16 protein-coding genes are annotated in these 19,100 nt (G+C 41.1%); 14 read left to right on the top strand and 2 right to left on the bottom strand.

The window, feature by feature from the left end; all coding sequences use genetic code 11:
- Positions 1 to 343: 343 nt before the first annotated feature.
- A complete protein-coding gene (locus ASU31_RS01280; protein WP_083505230.1) occupies positions 344 to 1,771 on the bottom strand; it encodes a S41 family peptidase in 1,428 nt (475 codons plus the stop codon).
- A 420-nt stretch (positions 1,772 to 2,191) separates the two neighbouring features.
- Here ASU31_RS01280 and ASU31_RS01275 point away from each other — a divergent pair, with 420 nt between their 5' ends.
- Genes ASU31_RS01275 through ASU31_RS01265 form a run of 3 tightly spaced genes read left to right on the top strand, consistent with a single transcriptional unit; the run spans position 2,192 to position 4,787 of the window.
- Complete coding sequence (locus ASU31_RS01275) at positions 2,192 to 2,809, top strand: YceI family protein (protein ID WP_057930582.1); 618 nt, start codon at positions 2,192 to 2,194, stop codon at positions 2,807 to 2,809.
- A gap of 23 nt (positions 2,810 to 2,832) precedes the next feature.
- Positions 2,833 to 4,149: a hypothetical protein gene (locus tag ASU31_RS01270; RefSeq protein ID WP_057930581.1), complete on the top strand. Its 1,317-nt coding sequence runs from the start codon at positions 2,833 to 2,835 to the stop codon at positions 4,147 to 4,149.
- 47 nt (positions 4,150 to 4,196) lie between these two features.
- Positions 4,197 to 4,787: a YceI family protein gene (locus ASU31_RS01265; protein WP_157257896.1), complete on the top strand. Its 591-nt coding sequence runs from the start codon at positions 4,197 to 4,199 to the stop codon at positions 4,785 to 4,787.
- A gap of 24 nt (positions 4,788 to 4,811) precedes the next feature.
- Here ASU31_RS01265 and ASU31_RS01260 read toward each other — a convergent pair whose 3' ends face one another.
- On the bottom strand, positions 4,812 to 5,177 hold the full coding sequence (locus tag ASU31_RS01260; protein WP_157257895.1) for a helix-turn-helix domain-containing protein: 366 nt from the start codon (positions 5,175 to 5,177) through the stop codon (positions 4,812 to 4,814).
- Positions 5,178 to 5,400: 223 nt separating this feature from the next.
- On the opposite strand from ASU31_RS01260, the gene ASU31_RS01255 reads away from it, so the two are divergent.
- The 11 genes from ASU31_RS01255 (at position 5,401) to ccoN (ending at position 19,100) form a co-directional block, all read left to right on the top strand.
- Entirely contained in the window at positions 5,401 to 6,276 is an 876-nt protein-coding gene (locus tag ASU31_RS01255; RefSeq protein ID WP_057930578.1) for a universal stress protein, read from the top strand.
- 54 nt (positions 6,277 to 6,330) lie between these two features.
- Positions 6,331 to 7,365, top strand: coding sequence for an alcohol dehydrogenase AdhP (gene adhP, locus ASU31_RS01250; RefSeq protein WP_057930577.1), 1,035 nt, complete (start codon positions 6,331 to 6,333; stop codon positions 7,363 to 7,365).
- Positions 7,366 to 7,397: 32 nt separating this feature from the next.
- Positions 7,398 to 7,853, top strand: coding sequence for a pyridoxamine 5'-phosphate oxidase family protein (locus ASU31_RS01245; RefSeq protein ID WP_057930576.1), 456 nt, complete (start codon positions 7,398 to 7,400; stop codon positions 7,851 to 7,853).
- Positions 7,854 to 8,160: 307 nt separating this feature from the next.
- Positions 8,161 to 9,942, top strand: a complete 1,782-nt coding sequence (locus ASU31_RS01240; RefSeq protein WP_057930575.1) for a hypothetical protein — start codon at positions 8,161 to 8,163, stop codon at positions 9,940 to 9,942.
- A gap of 57 nt (positions 9,943 to 9,999) precedes the next feature.
- Positions 10,000 to 11,190: a PAS domain-containing sensor histidine kinase gene (locus ASU31_RS01235; RefSeq protein ID WP_057930574.1), complete on the top strand. Its 1,191-nt coding sequence runs from the start codon at positions 10,000 to 10,002 to the stop codon at positions 11,188 to 11,190.
- A 24-nt stretch (positions 11,191 to 11,214) separates the two neighbouring features.
- Entirely contained in the window at positions 11,215 to 12,246 is a 1,032-nt protein-coding gene (locus ASU31_RS01230; protein WP_057930573.1) for a response regulator, read from the top strand.
- Positions 12,247 to 12,536: 290 nt separating this feature from the next.
- Positions 12,537 to 12,965, top strand: coding sequence for a Rossmann-fold NAD(P)-binding domain-containing protein (locus tag ASU31_RS01225; RefSeq protein ID WP_057930572.1), 429 nt, complete (start codon positions 12,537 to 12,539; stop codon positions 12,963 to 12,965).
- The gene (gene hemN / locus ASU31_RS01220; protein WP_425339021.1) at positions 12,938 to 14,311 is read left to right on the top strand and encodes an oxygen-independent coproporphyrinogen III oxidase; all 1,374 of its coding nucleotides are present in this window, start codon (positions 12,938 to 12,940) and stop codon (positions 14,309 to 14,311) included. Before ASU31_RS01225 ends, hemN begins: the two co-directional genes overlap by 28 nt.
- A gap of 13 nt (positions 14,312 to 14,324) precedes the next feature.
- Positions 14,325 to 16,709 (top strand): heavy metal translocating P-type ATPase, encoded by a 2,385-nt coding sequence (locus ASU31_RS01215; protein WP_057930570.1) that lies wholly within the window; start codon positions 14,325 to 14,327, stop codon positions 16,707 to 16,709.
- Positions 16,706 to 16,885, top strand: a complete 180-nt coding sequence (ccoS, locus tag ASU31_RS01210; protein ID WP_029278967.1) for a cbb3-type cytochrome oxidase assembly protein CcoS — start codon at positions 16,706 to 16,708, stop codon at positions 16,883 to 16,885. The genes ASU31_RS01215 and ccoS overlap by 4 nt, the downstream gene beginning before the upstream one ends.
- Positions 16,886 to 16,958: 73 nt before the next feature.
- Positions 16,959 to 19,100, top strand: a complete 2,142-nt coding sequence (gene ccoN / locus ASU31_RS01205) for a cytochrome-c oxidase, cbb3-type subunit I (RefSeq protein WP_057930569.1) — start codon at positions 16,959 to 16,961, stop codon at positions 19,098 to 19,100.

Genomic DNA, 19,100 nt, shown 5'->3' with positions numbered 1-19,100 from the left:
CATTTGCTTATATATAGGCGTACTATTGTCCTATCAAAAACATGCCGAATATACGGTTTTGACGGCAAAAATTCAGGAACACAACCTATATGTTTCTTAATTATATTCTTGTTGGCAGTAATGGTAGAATCTTGAACAGGGATATCTTATGGACCGCAAATCCTGGAGCCAATTTATGCCTTTTATTGGTTTGGGCTTAATCCAATTTATGGAGTGGTAGTTATTCTGTACCATGCCCCTCAGAAAAAATGACTTCAGGAAAGAAGGGTTACTAGTGGGGAATTCGCATAAAGCTTAAAACCTCCCTAAAGAAAATTGTGAAAAAGGGCTAACTCATCTTAATTCAGTTTTTCCTTTTGAGGTCTTTGATAATGTATTCAACCCACTGATCGCCTGGTATGTTTAGCTTAACATCAGGGCTGAACCCGGTTGCATCAATAGGCTTCTTATCAGTCCAGCTCGATTTTGAAACCGGCATCATGAGTATCAGCATTTTGCACGGAAGCGGTGTTGGTGATGTTGGGCCTTCGTAATCCATCATGCCTACACTATTGCTACCGTACCGTGTTGTCTTTTTGCTTTGTTTCATTAAATGGAAAAAGTATTCTGTAGAGCTACCGCAAAGTTCATCGGTAATTAGTGCAACTTTAGCAGGGCTGCCAAGAACAGAATCAAGGGGGATCGTTAATCCAGGGATCTGATAAAAGGTGTCATTGGCAGATGAGAGTTCTTCGTAGATTTTTTTGAGGTTAGCTACGTATTGATCAGGATAGTATTTTTTAAGATCTATGGGTACTGGATTTTTGACGAAATACTCAAGCTCTGATCTTTTGAGCCGGACATTGTCCTGGGAAATGCGAAGTAGTGGGCTATCCTGTTTGATCGGGTTGGTCATTACGTAGGGTAAGAGAAAGCTCCAACCGGAATTGCCCCCTCCGTTCCCACGCAGATCTATGATCAGGTACTTACTATTCCTGATGGCTTTATCATGGGCTGCAACTAATTTCTCGATCTTACTGTCGTTATTAAAGAAGGTCGGGATTTTGATATAACTGGTTTTCCCGTCCAAACGAGAATAATCGAGGCCATTGTTGCTGTTTTTCCATGTACCTAACTCCTTTTTTTCTTTTGCAGTCATTTCATTTGGGAAAATCCTTCCAAAAAGTGAAAAATTCCACAGCTGCAACAGGCCGCCCCTTTGCTGGGCATAAAAATCTATACTGTTAAATACATTGTATTGATTTAGCAGATAGCCTTTTTGATGCGGTTTTAGCGTAAAATAAACAAGTCCCCTGTGGAGCATACTATCCTTTGCACTAAGTACAATAGCCTTGTATTCATTGCCCGGAAATTTTTTTATCCCCAGGGTAATTGAACTGTCCGCGTTTATCCATATGCCTTCAGCCCCAATACCCGGTTTCAGTGTTTTAAAATAAGATTCATCTACAGCTACGGTTTCTTTTTCGTAATCATCCTTATTGAGGTATGTTAATGAAAAATGTTTGTCTGCAAAAAATCTAACATAATCTTTAATAAGATAATAGCAGTTTTTAGGATTGTTTTCATTTTCTGCCTTTTCGCGGAGACTGTTTACCAGGTTTTCATAGGTAGGTTTTGTCTTAGCATATACTTTTTGCGGAAATCCGGCATAGTTGAGCTCAGTTTTAGCAATTGCTTCATTTAAATTCTGCAGGCAGTTACAGGGTAGCTGTTGTGCCATGAGTAAAAAGGGAAAAGTAGTGGTAATAAGGAGGAGACTTAGTCTTTTCATTACAGTAATTTGATTGAACACTAATATATTAAAGTTAACAGGTTTTTTGATCGCATGGCCCCTGGTTTAATTGCATAATCAAAATTGCATTAAAATTTATGAATGGCAGCGCAGGTATAATACAAAGCAAGACCTCATCAGATGTAAAAATTAAAAGGTCCGGACCCTACCTGATTGGATGTATTTTGGTCAACTTTTACAATGCCTTTGATACTGGATGGCAAATAGTTGAGGCTACAGTTTGGAGTGAAATCAGCTGAACTTTAGCCTAAAAGCCATTTTTAGAAATTATATTATTGGTTTTCAGGATGTTGATGTGGTTGAAAAGTGATGACTATCAGTTTTCAATCTGGTGCGCCTCATAAAATTTGACGCAGAACAGGGTAGGTTTGAGCAACAGTTTAATCCAATAACCCTGCTATGAAAACATTTAACATATTCCAGAAAAAAATCAGACCTATTACCATATTGTTTATGCTCTCACCGCTGGTAACAGTGGCGCAAACAACATATCAGCTTTCGCAAACAGCCAGCAATTCAGTTAAGGTAACGGGCACATCCAATGTCCACGATTGGTCGATGACATCCAAACAGTTCGAAAGCACAGGTACATTTAACTTCAATGCCCGTGGTGAAATGACAGATGTAACAGCCCTAAAATTTACCCTGGCGGCAAAGAGCCTCAAAAGCGGTAAATCTGCTATGGATGGCCGAACCTATAAAACACTTAACGCAACTGAGTTTCCTAAGATAAGCTATCAGCTCACTTTTGCAACAGTTACTATGGTACAGGCAAAAAGGTATTCGATTCAGACCACCGGAATCCTGACCATTGCCGGGAAAACACAAAGTCTTTCAATGAAGGTAATGGCTTTGGTAAATGCAGATGGTTCCATCAGTTGTCATGGCAGTGAAAAATTAATGCTGACCGACTATGGTATTGAACCACCAAGTTTTATGCTTGGCGCGATGAAAGTGGGGAATAACCTCGTTGTCCAGTTCGAGTTCGACTATGTTAAAACATCAGTAGCAAAATAACAGTTCATCACTAAGATAAAATCATGAAAAATAAATTTACACTAGTTTCGACCCTCGTAGTAGCAATTATAAGTTCGTATAGTTTTGGGTTACAGGCACAGGTGTCCAATCTGAGACCTTACGATAAATCAGGTATTAATGTTTTTGAAGCACCAAAAGATAGCAATGCCGTGTTTGATAAAATAAAAGTCCGTTTTGGTGCTGGATTTACCCAGTCTTTTCAGGGGCTGAAACATGAAAACACATCGGGCGGACTATATAAAATAACCCCGGGTTTTAATACTGCCAATGCCAATCTGTTCATGGATGTACAACTCTCAGATGGGATCAGGCTGAATCTTACGAGCTATCTTTCTTCCCGCCACCACAACGAAACCTGGGTAAAGGGTGGATATATCCAGTTTGATAAGCTGCCGTTCAAAGGCAAATTGTGGGAAGATATTATGTCGGTAACAACCATCAAAATCGGACACATGGAAATCAATTATGGCGATCAGCATTTCCGCAGGTCGGATGGCGGGCAAACGATTTATAACCCGTTTATTGAAAACTACATCATGGATGGCTTTACAACCGAAATAGGCGGAGAAGTTTTGGTGAGAAAAAATGCGCTGTTTGGTTTAATCGGTGTTTCAAATGGAATGATCAAAGGTAATATCGATAGCCTGATCGCAACTCCCCAGGATGCAAATGTGCACAAATCGCCAGCCGTTTATGTAAAAGGGGGCTTTGATAAACAATTGAACAGCGATTTGAGGGTGCGTTTTGCTGCCTCTTATTATAGCAATAACAGTTCAGGCGGACAGACCTTATATGGCGGCGACCGTACCGGCTCGAACTATTTTATGGTACTGGAAAAAGTTGGCGCCGTAAATACCACCAATGCTTTCTCCGGACGGTTTAACCCTGGCTTCACTAAAAAAGTGAATGCTCTTCAGCTAAACGCTTTTATAAAATTTCAGGGACTGGAACTGTTTGCAACTTATGAAAATGCAAAAGGCAGATCAAAAACAGAGACAAGCAGCCGCGGAGCTGAGCAAATGGCGATAGATGGTGTATATAGGTTCGGAAAAACAGAAAACTTCTTTGTTGGGGCAAAATACAATGTGGTTACCGCTGCAATGCCTAATGTGGCAGCTGCCGGAACTACACCTGCTGTAACCTATGCAGGTGACGTAAAAATAGATCGTATTGCCCTTGCTGCGGGATGGTTTATGACCAAAAACATATTGTTAAAAGGTGAGTATGTGAGCCAGAAATATAAAGATTTTCCGACTGCAGATTTCCGCAGCGGAGGAAAATTCAAAGGTTATGTAATCCAGGCTGTTGTAGGATTTTAGCCAGTAAACCATTTGGCTGGAGCGGTTTGTTCCGGCCTCTAAAAATCATGATGAAGCTACTGTTAACTATTCTTTTTTTGCTGTTGGCCGGCTTGAGGCCTGCAGGGAAAAACAAAAGTACCTCGAAATGGGTAGTGAGCGAAAACAGTATGCTCACTGTTAATGGATCTACCAATATAAACCGCTTTTCCTGTGTAATCCTGCGTTATCCGAAAACCGATACCGTTCTGGTTTCGAAGGATAAAACAGACCATATTGCGCTTTCAGGAATCTTAAATCTGGAGGTGAAAAATTTTGATTGTAACAGTGCGATGATGACTAAACAGCTACTAAATACACTGCAGGAGAACAGGTTTCCAGTCCTAAAGATCAAATTCCTGTCCTTAAAGGAAATCCCTTCCGAAAGTCAGAATAGTTTTGTTAAGGGTGATGTGGAGATCACCCTATCAGGGGTATTAAAAAGATTCGAAATCTGTTATCAGATAAACGTTAAACGAGGCACTATTGAGCTAATAGGACAACAAGCCATTAATTTTTCTGATTTTCATCTGATTCCTCCACAAAAAATAGGCAGGATCATCCGGGCTAAAGATCAACTGGTTGTGGCTTTCTTTTTAAAAATGGAACGGGCAGGGTAATTCAGGTGTCTTAGTGTATTGTGTTTATCTAAACTGCCCTTTTTCCAACAGTGAAATCGTACTGAGCTGAATCTTATTTAACCTTTCCTGAAGTTCGAGCGCTTTGTTCTTTTCATTGAGCAAAGCCTTCAACCGGTCGACTTCTGCTGTTAGTCGGTTTTTTTCCTGTAACTCTATCTTAGAGAAAACCTTTCCATTTTCGTAGTAGCTGAAAAAATTGTAGTTCAGGATTTCACTTACGCGGACCAAAGTAAGAATATCGATCGTTGCGGTATTCAGCATCTCCTGCGTTTTTGTTTTGCTGATCTCAAGGGCGGCGGCAATGTCTGAAACAGAGATATCTTTCTGCTTCATTTCCTTCCAGATCATTAAGCCTATATGGACACTCATCTTGTATAATGGGATAATTTTGAAACATTGAAATTACGGAAAGCATAATGATTTAATCTTTTTTTGTGGTAATGATAATTAGTCTAAATATTTCTTTAGCATATCGTAATAATGATCGGGCACTTAAATGGTAACACCGGGAGAATCATTTTAATAACTGATGCTGCTCATATTTTTAACATAAGGTTTTTACAAACTTTATACCTATCAAAAAAGACCCATTATGAAAAAAATTCTGGTACCTGTTGATTTCTCTGCAACTGCAGAGAACGCAGCCGATTATGCAACTGATCTGGCCCATGGTATTGGTGCCAGGGTAGAACTGTTAAATGTTTTTCAGGTTCCTGAGTTTTCTCCTGCTGCCGCATCTCTGGTATGGCCGCTTGAAGAATATAAGCTGATAGAAGATGATGCTAAAAAGGCCTTAGGCAAACTGGTTGAAAAAGTTGAAGAAAAATATAAAAAGGCGCATCATGAGTTTGGTTTTAAAGCAGAAGTGTTTGGGAAATCTGTTCGTGGAGAGGTTGAACAAGAGGTTAGTAAATATTTTACTGAGTGTAAAATGAACCTCGTTGTGGCTGGACTAAACCGCGCAGATAAGCTAACCAAAACGCTTATGGGCAGTGTTGCCAGAAAAATTATTGAGCAGGAAATACCTGTTTTACTTATTCCTGCCGGATATCGGTTTAAGAAACCTAAAAAAATTGCTTTTGCCACAGATTTTAGCCATAGTGATGTCCATGTTTTATGTACACTTGCCGAATTTGCAAAACCTTTTAATGCCGATATACTCATTACACATACCGGAAATGCAAAATCAGACCCAAAAGTTGATAAACATATCACCGAAGATTTTTTAAACCGGGTTGCCGATCGGGTTAACTATAGAAACATCTACTATAGGCATATAAACAGCGAACGGATTAAAGAAGGTTTAGATTGGATCGTAGAAAACGGACAGATCGATATTCTTACTATGGTGCACCGAAAACACGGTTTTTTTCATCAGTTGCTTAAAGGCAGCTATACCCTGAACATGTCGGATCATATTCAGATCCCACTTTTGGTTTTACCGCCATCACATAACATTCCGATGTAGTGGCGCTTCACCAGATAAAATTCAATTCTTACAATCTATTGTTAAACAGCATATATGTATCCTAAAACAATGAAAGCCGCAGTTATCCATGAATATGGAGGACCACTGGCTATAGAAGAACTTCCGGTTAGACCGCTCAATCAATACGAGATTTTGGTTAAGGTAATTTCATGCGGGGTATGCCACACCGATCTTCATGCCTGTAATGGCGACTGGCCGGTAAAATCAAAAATGCCATTGGTGCCAGGCCACGAAGCCATTGGATTGGTGGCGGCAATGGGTCACGATGTTAAAAGTGTTAAAGAAGGTGATGTAGTTGGTGTACCATGGTTGTACAGTGCCTGTGGCTGTTGCGAATTTTGTTTAACAGGTTGGGAAACGTTATGCTATGAGCAGCAGAATGGAGGCTATAGTGTTGATGGAGGTTTTGCAGAGTATGTAATTGCCGATTCGAGATACGTTGCCCATTTCCCTTCGCATATAAATTTTGCAGAAATGGCACCCATTATCTGTGCCGGGGTTACCGTATATAAAGGTTTAAAAGAAACTGATGCAAAAGCTGGTGAGTGGGTAGCCATATCAGGTATTGGCGGGCTCGGCCACCTTGGGGTTCAGTATGCAAAGGCCATGGGTTTTCAGGTTGCCGCGATTGATATTTCAAACGATAAACTGGAAATGGCCAGAAAACTGGGGGCAGACATTGTTGTTAATGCGCTAGAACATGACCCTGGTGAATTTCTTAAAAAACAAACTGGTGGTATGCATGGCGTATTGGTTACTGCAGTAACACCTGTTGCTTTCAGTCAAGGGCTTTCGGCATTACGCAGAAAAGGTACTTTATCACTAAACGGACTACCTCCGGGCAGTTTTGACCTTCCCATATTCGATACCGTTTTGAACAGAATAACAATCAGGGGTTCTATTGTAGGCACAAGAAAAGATATGCAGGAAGCCATCGAATTTGCAGTAGATGGAAAGGTAAGGGCGCAGGTTAAAGAGGCAAAACTCGAAGACATCAATAATGTGTTCGATCAAATGAAAAAAGGTGAGATTGAGGGACGGATTGTTCTGAATATCTCTGCTGATTAGGTGTTTATTAATCAATATTTAATAATAAGAAGATGTTAGGGATATTAAAAGAAGAGGACATAGAAAAGCTCCTTAAAGAACAATATATTGGCCGTTTGGCCTGCTATGCACATGGGGTAAGTTATATAGTGCCCATCAATTATGTGTACAGCAGCAGCACGGTTTATGCTCATTCTGCTCCTGGGCAAAAAATCAGGATGATGAAAAGTAATCCTCAGGTATGCTTTCAGACCGATCAGATTCGTGATACTTTTAACTGGAAGAGTGTGGTTTGCTGGGGCAAATTTGAAGAAATTACCGATGCAACAGAAAAACAAAGAGTACTTCAGGGGATTATCCATAAGATGATGCCTTTAACCAATACTCCTTCGGAGCAACCATCGCATGGAACTGGCAAGAAAGATACTTATGATGAAGATATTATCGTGTTCAAAATTATCTTTCACCTTAAAACAGGTCGATTTGAGATAAACGATAGTGTTGAATAAGCGGTTTTAGCAAAATATACCCCAAACTTTCTGAAGGCATGTCATAAATCGTTAAAAAGTGATCTCCCTCACTTTTCGTTTTGACTGGCATCATCTCCAGATCAGTTCAACTATAATAGTTTTGCTGTCGAAACCATTGAGAGTGTATCATAAAGGCGATTTACCTCAGATGCTGTCATGTTGAGCCTGTCGAAACACCTTAAAGGGTATTTAAACAGGTCCTTCGACAGGCTCTCCGTAGGAGTCCTTTGGACAGGATCACAAATCTATCTTTATGATGCAACTTCAGATTACATAACGAAACACCATGCCACATTCATTCCATATCCCCGTATTGGGCTTGGGCTATTCTATCGATACCCCATTAAAAGTTGCCAGGTACGGTATTTCATCCGTACTCTCTATTGTTGATGACGAACTGATTGAGCGCATGCGTGCTTTTCATTCAAAAAACCGCCAGATTCATTTCGAAGCGATTCCCAAAGGTGAAACCGATAGCCGGAGTAAACGCATCACGGCCTACCTCAACTTTTTGTGGGAAACCATAGCCAGCGATTTTAAAGCCCTAAAACAACAGGATTTTGCCACTGGTAATGATATTTGCCGTTATTTTGAGCTATTGCCCGATACTGCTAAATTAAAGCATGGCTATGACCTGATGTTGCAATATCCTGAAGGTGAAACCAAGCAGACCTTCCAGGCGCTTCTAAAAAATGCGATGCGGGTAGGAGCCATTGATGTGAACATTATGGCCAAGGTAGATAAAATGAATTATGTTGATGGCGAATATTCGGGTGATATCAATACCGATGCATTAGCTGCACTCCGTGGTTTTGCCGAAAGTAAACTAAACGCCTCGGTTGTACTCTCTGCTGGTATGAACCCGAAATTATACAGCTATATGGAAAATTTTGAAGACTTTTTCCCAGATGAAAATGGCAAGCTGAAAAAGAAAATCATCTTAAAAGTAAGCGATTTCAGGTCAGCACTGATCCAGGCTAAATTTTTGGCGAAAAAGGGTTTATGGGTTTCAGAATTCAGGATAGAGTCGGGCTTAAACTGTGGTGGCCATGCATTTGCAACAGAAGGCTATTTACTGGGGCCGATTTTGGAAGAATTTAAGCTCAAAAAAAACGATATGCTTGCGGAGCTTTTTAAAATGTACCAATCTGCATTGGTGCAAAAGGAAATCCGAACAGAAAAACAGCCTAAACAGTGGATCAGTGTTCAGGGGGGGATTGGTACGGCTGCAGAACACGATTTCCTCCTCCAACATTATAATCTCGATGCCACAGGTTGGGGAAGCCCATTCCTATTGGTACCAGAAGTAACGAATGTAGATGCCGAAACATTGGCGCAATTGGCCAGCTCAACAGAAAGCGATTTTTATCTAAGTGGAGCTTCTCCGCTGGGTATTCAGTTTAATAATTTTAAAAACAGCAGTATAGAAAAACAGCGGGTCGAAAGAATTGAGAAGGGCAGGCCAGGAAGCCCGTGTACCAAGAAATTTCTTTGCAACAATACCGAATTTACTGAGCAAGCCATCTGTACGGCATCCCGCGAATATCAGCACTTAAAAATCAAAAGCCTCAAAACTGCCGGCCTGTCAGTAGAAGATTACCAAAAACAGTTTAACCTGGTAACCGAAAAAGTTTGCCTTTGCGAAGGCTTATGTGCCGCTACCTATTTGAAATATGACATGGCTAAACCAAAAGAAAGTACCGCAGTAGCCATTTGCCCGGGGCCAAACCTGGCCTATTTTTCTGATGTGTATTCACTGGATGAAATGGTCGGTCATATTTACGGGAAAATTAACCTGTTGAGGCAGGTAGAACGGCCACATATATTCATCAAAGAGCTCAATCTTTATATCGATTATCTTCAGGAAGATATCAAACAGCAGCTTCAAAATTTCAGCGATAAAAAAATAAAACAGTTAAACGGATTCAAATTACAGTTGGCCGAAGGGATTAATTATTATAAAAAACTTTTTGCCGAGGTTGCAGATCAGGCATCTGGAGAATTAAAAGGATTATATGAGCAGCTGGCGAAATCGAAAGACAAACTGGACGGATTGATTGTTGAATAAGAGAAAAAAGATCGGGAATAACTTTTCTATATTTACAAGGATATACTGATGTGTTACATGGATAGGTCGAAATTTTTAGATGCAATTATTGAAAATGCCATTGATGGGATTATTACCATTGATGATAAGGGGCTCATAGAACATTTAAACCCGGCTGCACTTGAGCTTTTTGGTTATGGAAGGGAAGAGCTGGTAGGCAAAAATGTATCGGTTTTGATGCCAGAGCCCGATCATTCGCGGCATGATGGCTACTTATCCAGATATGAACATACCGGACAGAAACACATTATCGGAACCGGGAGAGAAGTTTCTGGTAAACGTAAGGATGGCTCGGTTTTTCCTTTCCGGCTGGGCGTAAGCGAAATAAAATTTAGCGATCGTAAAATTTACACTGGTTTTATCCACGATCTGAGTAAAGAAAAGGCCAATGAGGAGCAGATCAGAAGTTACACCGAAAAATTAGAGGTTAAGATCAAGGAACGTACACACGATCTGGTAAAGCTGGTATCAGAACTCGAAATGGCCAAAGAAAATATGCAGGCGCTTTTTCAGAAAGAGAAGGAGCTCAATCAGCTCAAAACAAGGTTTGTTTCTATGGCCTCCCATGAATTTAGAACACCACTCAGTTCGATACAATTATCGGCTTCTTTAATTGATAAATATACCTCCAAGCATGATGTGGCCAGCGTAGAAAAACATACGCTGAAAATCAAAAATTCGATTAATAACCTTACTACAATCCTAAACGATTTCCTTTCGCTTGAAAAACTCGAGGCCGGAAAAGTAGAAGCATCGGCCCAGTCTTTCAATATCATCAGCTTTGCTGAAGAAATAGCTGAAGAAATGCAGATGATGACCAAACAGAACCAGCATATTATTTACGAACACACAGGTACAACCGCCGAAGTTTACCTCGATCCTAACCTGTTGAAAAACTGTGTGATCAATCTGATTTCCAATTCGATAAAATACTCCGGCGCAGACACTTTAATCCAGTTTAATTCCATTTTGAAAGATGATGAACTTATTTTAGAGGTAAAAGATAACGGTATAGGGATTCCAAAAGTGGACCAGCACAACCTGTTCGAACCATTTTTCAGGGCACACAATACGGGCGATATTCCTGGCACAGGTTTAGGCCTAAACATTGTAAAAAGATATGTAGGTTTGATGAATGGCACTGTAGCCTGTCAGAGCGAACAAAATTCAGGTACGGTTTTTACGCTCAGCTTTGCGCTTGGTAAATAATTTACAATTAAACACCTAACCTCCATGAACAAGAAAGTTTTGATTATTGAAGATAATGACGACATCAGGGAAAGTACAGCTGAGGTACTGGATCTGGCCGGGTATGAAACTTTTACCGCGAAACATGGTAAATTAGGTGTAGAAATGGCTTTGAGTCATTTGCCTGATGTGATCCTCTGTGATATCATGATGCCGGAACTGGATGGTTATGGGGTTTTGTACCTGCTGAACAAAAACCAGAAAACAGCAAATATTCCTTTTATTTTCATTACCGCAAAAACCGAGCGGGCAGACATGCGAAAAGGTATGGAAATGGGTGCAGATGATTACCTCACCAAACCGTTTGATGACATCGAACTTTTTAAGGCCATAGAAAGCAGGTTTAAAAAGAAACAACAATCGGCCGGCTTTAATGCAGCATCGGGTAATAGCGAAGCGGTGATGGACGAGCTCCGTAAAAAAGGTAAATCAAGGCCAATTGCAAACAAACAGATTATTTATGTGGAAGGGGATGAACCGACACATCTTTATTATGTAGTTAGGGGTCAGGTAAAAACGTACAAACGTTTTAAGGATGGCAGGGAACTTTCGTCGAGCTTGTATCATGATGGCGATTTTTTTGGATATGAAAGTTTGTGTAATGGCGAAGTATACACAGATAATGCAGCAACCTTGATTGAATCGGACATTATCCAGATCCCCCAAGCCGATTTTATGGAGTACCTGCTCAACCATCAGGCCGTATCCAAAACTTTTATTGCTTTATTGTCTGGAAATGTACGTGATAAAGGAAAGCAAATGCTTCAATTGGCCTATTCATCAGTACGAAAACGTGTAGCAGAAGCGTTGCTACAAGTGGCCGCTAAATTTGGAGACGGTGTTGAAGATAGCTGTACCATCCGGATTTCGCGCGATGACCTTGCTGCGCTGGTAGGTACGGCCAGCGAAACCGTAAGCAGAATGCTTGCTGATTTTAAAGGTGAGAAACTGATTGATAAAACAGGCAATGCCATAAATATCCGCTCGATCGAAAAACTCAGAAATATTAAACAGTAAATTATTCATTGCTTAGGGATTAATCGTTTAAAGCGGTTAATCAACTCCAAACGCCTAACTTACTCTGCCCATTGGTCAATAGCTTTATGGTTCATAGTTGATGGCCAAGTTGTTCATGGATTAATCGACTATGGACTAAAGACTTCAGACGCTGGACTAATCAATCGGTTAATCGACCCCAGACGCCCAACGCCAAACTGAGAAATGTAACAAAAATCATTTTTTTCTCTAAGCATCCTCACCTGTTGCGGTTTACTTCCACTATAGTTTTGTATTCATAAACTCTGTATATGAAAGCTATAGCTTACAACATCAAACCCGATGAAAAGGAATGGTTGGTACTGGCCAATTATAAAAAACACGACATTACCATAATTGCCAATAGTTTAACTATTGATACGCTTTCATTTGCAACCGGAAAGGAAGCCCTGCTGGTTTTTAACAACGATGAACTAAGCAAGGCGATGATTCTGGGACTAAAAGCCCTGGGTATAAAATACATCGCAACCTCATCATTCCAAACAGACCACCTTGATTTAAAAGCTGCCGGTTCTGCCGGGATCAAAGTGGCAAACGTTCCTTTGGCATCCGGCGATGCCGACGCTAAACAGCGGATGGAACAGGTGATCAAAAACCTCGATCAATGGGCTGCTGGTAAATGCGTAGGTAGCGCGTGCTGCTGTCAAAACGAATGTGCTACCGTAAAAGCGCTGAAATAATGGAAACTGCTGCACTACTTAAAAAATACAATGTTGCCGCACCAAGGTACACCAGTTATCCGACTGTTCCTTACTGGGATAACGAAAATTTCAATGCAAATGGTTGGTTAGCCAACGTAGCCATTACCTATGAAAGCCATAAAGATGAAGGGATCAGTCTGTATATCCACCTTCCATTTTGCGAAAGCCTGTGTACTTATTGCGGCTGCAATACCCGAATTACAAAAAACCACAGTATAGAAGTACCATATATAAACGCTTTACTTACAGAATGGAGAATGTATGTAGATGTTTTGAGGGAAAAACCCAAACTAAAAGAACTGCACCTTGGCGGCGGAACACCAACTTTTTTCAGTGCAGAGAACCTGGGGTTACTGGTCAATGGCATTCTGCAAAATTCAACTTTGGTTCCTGATGCAGAATTTTCTTTTGAGGCACATCCGGCCAATACCACCAGTGAACACTTAACTATGCTGTACAGTCTTGGTTTCAAAAGATTAAGCCTGGGAATCCAGGATTTCGATCCTAAAGTGCAGTTCCTGATCAACCGTTTTCAAACGTCCCAACAGGTAGCTGTAGTTACTGCGAAAGCAAGGGAAATCGGTTACACCTCTGTTAATTTTGATTTGATCTACGGTCTTCCGGGGCAAACAATTCAGGGCTTAGCAGATACCATAGGAGCGGTAATCGATATGCAGCCAGACCGTATTGCTTTTTACAGTTACGCCCACGTGCCCTGGTTAAAGCCTGGCCAAAGACATTATACCGAAAAAGATCTTCCCACTGGTGATGAAAAGTTTACACTTTACCAATTTGGGAGGCAGTTACTTGATGGAGCTGGCTACAAAGATGTGGGGATGGACCATTTTGCACTGAACAGCGATTCTTTGTTCCAGGCAATGACTGAACAGAAGCTGCACCGCAATTTTATGGGCTACACCAATCAACATACCCATTTACTCATCGGCCTTGGCGTATCTTCTATTAGCGATAGCTGGACAGCTTTTGCACAAAACCCGAAAACGGTAGAAGATTATCTCAATAAAATTGAACAAAGTATACTCCCTGTAGAAAAAGGCCATTTCCTTACAGGAGAAGATCTTGAAGTGAGAAAACATATCCTTAACCTCATGTGCAAGGAAAATACAGTGTATAACGAAGGCATTCCAGAACAAGTATATGGCAGGCTGTTGCCCTTATTACGTGATAAGCTGATCTGGGTAACCGAAAAAGAAATCAGGATTACCACCAAAGGGCGATCTTTTTTACGGAATGTGTGCATGGCTTTCGACGAGAAACTATGGCTTAAACAGCCCAAAACCCAATTGTTCAGTTCATCAATTTAAGTACAGGTTAAAAATGGAAGATCAAAATAAAACCGCAACACAGGTCCTTTGCTATCATTGTGGCGAAGATCTGCCCAAGGTAAAATATCAGGTGGGAGATAAAGATTTTTGCTGCGCGGGCTGTATGGCCGTTTTCAAGATCCTTTCAGAGAATAATTTATGCAATTATTATGTGTATAACAATAACCCAGGCAGGCAATTTAAAAATGAAAGTCATTTAGAATATCTGGATGAACCCAAAATTATCGATCAGCTGCTCGATTATAAACATGAAAGTTCGAGCATCATTACATTTTATATTCCGGCCATTCACTGCAGTTCATGTATCTGGTTGCTGGAACACCTCTATAAAATCAACCCCGCTATATACAGCTCACGGATCGATTTTCTTAAAAAACAGGTTACCATAAGTTTCAATCACGACGAAATTTCGTTAAGGCAGCTGGTAGAAACTTTAAACCAGATTGGCTACGAGCCTTTGATCAGTCTGCAGGATGTAGTACAGGAACACAGCAGTTCGGTAGATAAAGCTTTGGTATTAAAAATAGCCGTTGCCGGATTTTTAATGGGCAATGTTATGCTTTTTAGCTTTCCGGAATATTTTGGTTTATCGGGTTTCGAGAAACAATTTCAATCGCTTTTTGGCTGGCTAAACCTTACGTTCTCTATTCCTGCTGCTTTTTATTGCGGTCGCGATTACTTTACCTCAGCAATAACAAGCCTCAAACACAGGCATATTAACCTCGATACCCCTTTAGCGTTAATTATCGCGGTGCTTTTCTTGCGCACTGCGTTCGAAATCCTTTTCAGTACAGGCCCGGGTTTTGCCGATACCTTAACCGGATTGGTGTTTTTGCTTTTAATGGGCAAATGGCTTAAACAGCGTACCTATCATCACATTTCGTTTGATCGCGATTACCGGTCCTATTTCCCGATTGCCGTAACTACCCTGCAAAACGGTAAAGAAAAACCAGTATCCATAAACGAAATCAAGATCGGCGACCGGCTGTGGATCAGGAATGGTGAGCTGGTTCCTGCAGATGCGATTCTAATGAAAGGTGAAGCCTGGATGGATATGAGTTTTGTTACCGGCGAATCAGACCCTGTACATAAAGTTCTGGGCGAAATTATTTATGCAGGTGGCAGGCAAACCAGCGAAGCGATAGAACTTGAAGTGATCAAACCTGTTTCACAGAGTTATTTAACCGGTTTATGGAACAACGATAATTATAAAAACAATACCGAAAAACAGAACTTTAATGATACCGTAGCCAAATACTTTAGTCTGGGGGTTTTCCTGATCGCATTTGCAGCTACCGGGTATTGGTTACTTCAGAACGATAGCCACAAAGCATGGTCGGCATTTACCGCTGTAATTATTGTGGCCTGCCCCTGCGTATTGGCTTTAAGTACCCCTTTTACCTTATCGGCTATTTTATCCGTTTTTGATAAAAAGGGTTTTTATGTAAAAAACACCGATGCCGTTGAAGAACTTGCCAAATGCGATGCCCTGATTTTCGATAAAACAGGTACCCTAACCAGCAATGAAAATGCAGAGATCGGTTTTAGCGGAACGATATCCGGGGAGGAAAAGATTATTGTTGGCTCCCTCTTGCGAAATTCTAACCATCCTTTGAGCAGGCATATCTTAAAAGCCTTAAATGTTGATCGGTTCTATTCACTCAGCGATTATAAAGAGGTGGTAGGAAAAGGTTTGACCGCTAAAATAAATAACCACAGCATTTATGCCGGACATCTTTCTATGCTGCCCATGGAAGTAGAATCTGCTCGCGAGAGCGGCGTGCATATTGTGATCGACCATGTTTATAAAGGATGTTTTGATATCAAACAGCAGTGGCGCTCAGGATTAGCGCAGTTGATCTTAAAACTTTCGAAATTGAAGCTGCTGGTTTTATCAGGCGATACCGATAAAGATCGTTGGATGCTGGATACCATATTCACTCCGAAAACAACGATCAGGTTTCGCCAAAGCCCGCACCAAAAGCTCCATGCAGTTTTAAAGCTTCAGCAGGGTGGGAATAAAGTAATGATGCTGGGCGATGGGTTAAACGATGCCGGAGCCCTAAAACAAAGTGATTTTGGAATCGCATTAACGGATAACATCAATAATTTTACACCTGGCTGTGATGCCATTCTCAAAGGCAGCGCCTTAAACTTCCTGCCAGATTTTATCCGGTTAAGTAAAGATGGGCTGAAGATTATTAAAATAAGCTTCGCAATAGCCATCGTGTATAACTGTATTGGTATTTACTTTGCTGTGCAGGGCACACTTTATCCTTTAGTGGCCGCGGTGTTAATGCCGATTAGTACGGTTACCATTATCTCCTTTACTACTTTGGCAACCAGGTGGTTTGCCCGTAAAAATAAACTGATATGAACATCCTTTACTTTTTGGTTGGCTGCAGCGTTTTAATGGCACTCATCTTTCTGGCGGCGTTTTTCTGGGCCTATAAAACCGGTCAGAACGATGATGTACATACCCCAGGTATCCGCATGCTCTTCGATGATGAGGTTGTTGCTGAAAAAAGTGAAGAAGATCACTTTTCGAGCTAACTGCCGTCATACTTTATCAGCCTACTGCCAGATACCTTTGGCATACAAAACATACAAAAATTCAGCTTCTATTATGCAGTTAGAAAAATTTACTTACGATAACAAGATTGTTCGGAACTTTGGTATTGCCACCCTGGTATGGGGAATTATAGGAATGACAGTTGGCTTGCTTGCAGCCATGCAACTGTTTAAACCCGCAATGAACATGGGCAGTCAGTACACCACATTTGGCCGCATCAGGCCGCTGCACACCAATGCTGTAATTTTCGCCTTTGTGGGCAATGCCATTTTTATGGGTGTTTATTATTCCCTTCAGCGCTTGTTAAAAGCACGGATGTTTAGCGATGTGCTGAGCAAAATCCACTTCTGGGGCTGGCAGCTGATTATTTTGTCGGCAGTGATTACGCTTCCTCTGGGCTTTACTACCTCACATGAATATGCGGAACTGGAATGGCCGATTGATATTGCCATCACCATCATATGGGTGGTTTTTGGCGTTAACATGTTCGGTACCATTTTTAAAAGGAGAGAACGTCATTTATATGTGGCCATCTGGTTTTACATTGCCACATTTGTTACCATAGCGGTATTGCACATTGTAAACTCTTTTGAGCTGCCCATTTCTTTCATGAAAAGTTATTACGTGTATGCCGGCGTACAGGATGCACTGGTACAGTGGTGGTACGGGCATAACGCGGTGGCATTTTTTCTAACTACGCCTTATCTGGGCATGATGTATTATTTCTTGCCAAAGATGGCCGGAAGACCCGTTTACTCTTATAAATTAAGTATCCTGCATTTTTGGTCGCTCATTTTTATTTACATATGGGCCGGCCCTCACCATTTGTTATATACTTCATTGCCTGGTTGGGCACAATCATTAGGCGTTGCATTTTCGATCATGCTAATTGCACCAAGCTGGGGCGGTATGATCAACGGTTTGTTAACCTTGCGTGGTGCCTGGGATAAGGTAAGAGAAGATGTAACCCTTAAATTTATGGTGGTTGCCCTTACCGCTTATGGTATGGCCACCTTCGAAGGTCCGTTATTATCTTTAAAACAGATTAATGGGGTAGCCCACTTTACCGATTGGATTGTTGCCCATGTGCACGTTGGTGCTTTAGGCTGGAATGGCTTTTTAACATTCGGTGTGCTGTACTGGTTAATTCCACGCATTTACAAAACGGAATTATACTCTAAAAAACTGGCAGGTTTCCATTTCTGGATAGGTACTTTGGGTATCCTTTTTTATGCCGTGCCGATGTATTGGGCAGGTTTTACACAAGGGTTGATGTGGAAAGAATTTACGCCCGAAGGTTTATTAAAGTACCCGAATTTCTTAGCCACAACACTACAGATTATCCCGATGCATGTTTTGCGTTCAATTGGTGGAGCACTGTATTTAACCGGTGTTATCGCAATGACTTATAACCTGGCCAAAACCATGTTGGGCGCTAAATTGCTTGCCAATGAACCGGCAGAAGCCATGCCACTAAGCAAAGTTATCATCGAAACCTCTTCAGCGGATAAAGCCTGGCACAGGGTTCTGGAGCGTAAGCCAATGAAATTTATGGTGTTATCACTCATCATCATCCTAATTGGAGGCATGGTAGAAATGATGCCTACATTTACCATTCAATCTAACGTGCCCACAATTGCCAGCGTAAAACCTTATTCAGCGCTCGAACTTCAGGGGAGAGATCTGTACATCAGAGAAGGCTGTGTAAACTGCCATTCGCAAACGGTACGGCCTTTCCGTTCAGAAACTGAGCGATATGGAGAATATAGTAAAGCCGGAGAGTTTGTTTACGATCACCCGTTTTTATGGGGGAGTAAACGAACAGGGCCTGATCTTCATCGCATAGGCGGGAAATATTCTGATGCCTGGCATTACAATCACCTGGTCGATCCTACTTCAATGTCGCCAGGAAGCATTATGCCGCCATACCCATGGCTGATTGAGCAGAAACTGGACATTACAACCACAGCAAGCAAGATCAGGGCCATGCAAACATTGGGCGTTCCTTATCCCGATGGTTATGATAAACGTGCTAACGATGATTTAAAAGTTCAGGCCGAAAAAATTGCACTAGACCTAAAACAGAATAATATTAAGGTTAAAAGCGACAGGGAAATAGTAGCCATTATTGCATATCTGCAACGTTTGGGTACCGATATAAAAGCAAATAAAGAAACCATTCCTTCAAATCAATAA

The sequence above is a fragment of the Pedobacter ginsenosidimutans genome, assembly GCF_001442625.1.
In the GTDB taxonomy this organism is placed as follows: Bacteria; Bacteroidota; Bacteroidia; order Sphingobacteriales; family Sphingobacteriaceae; genus Pedobacter; species Pedobacter ginsenosidimutans.
This window is presented reverse-complemented; position numbering and strand designations above follow the sequence as displayed.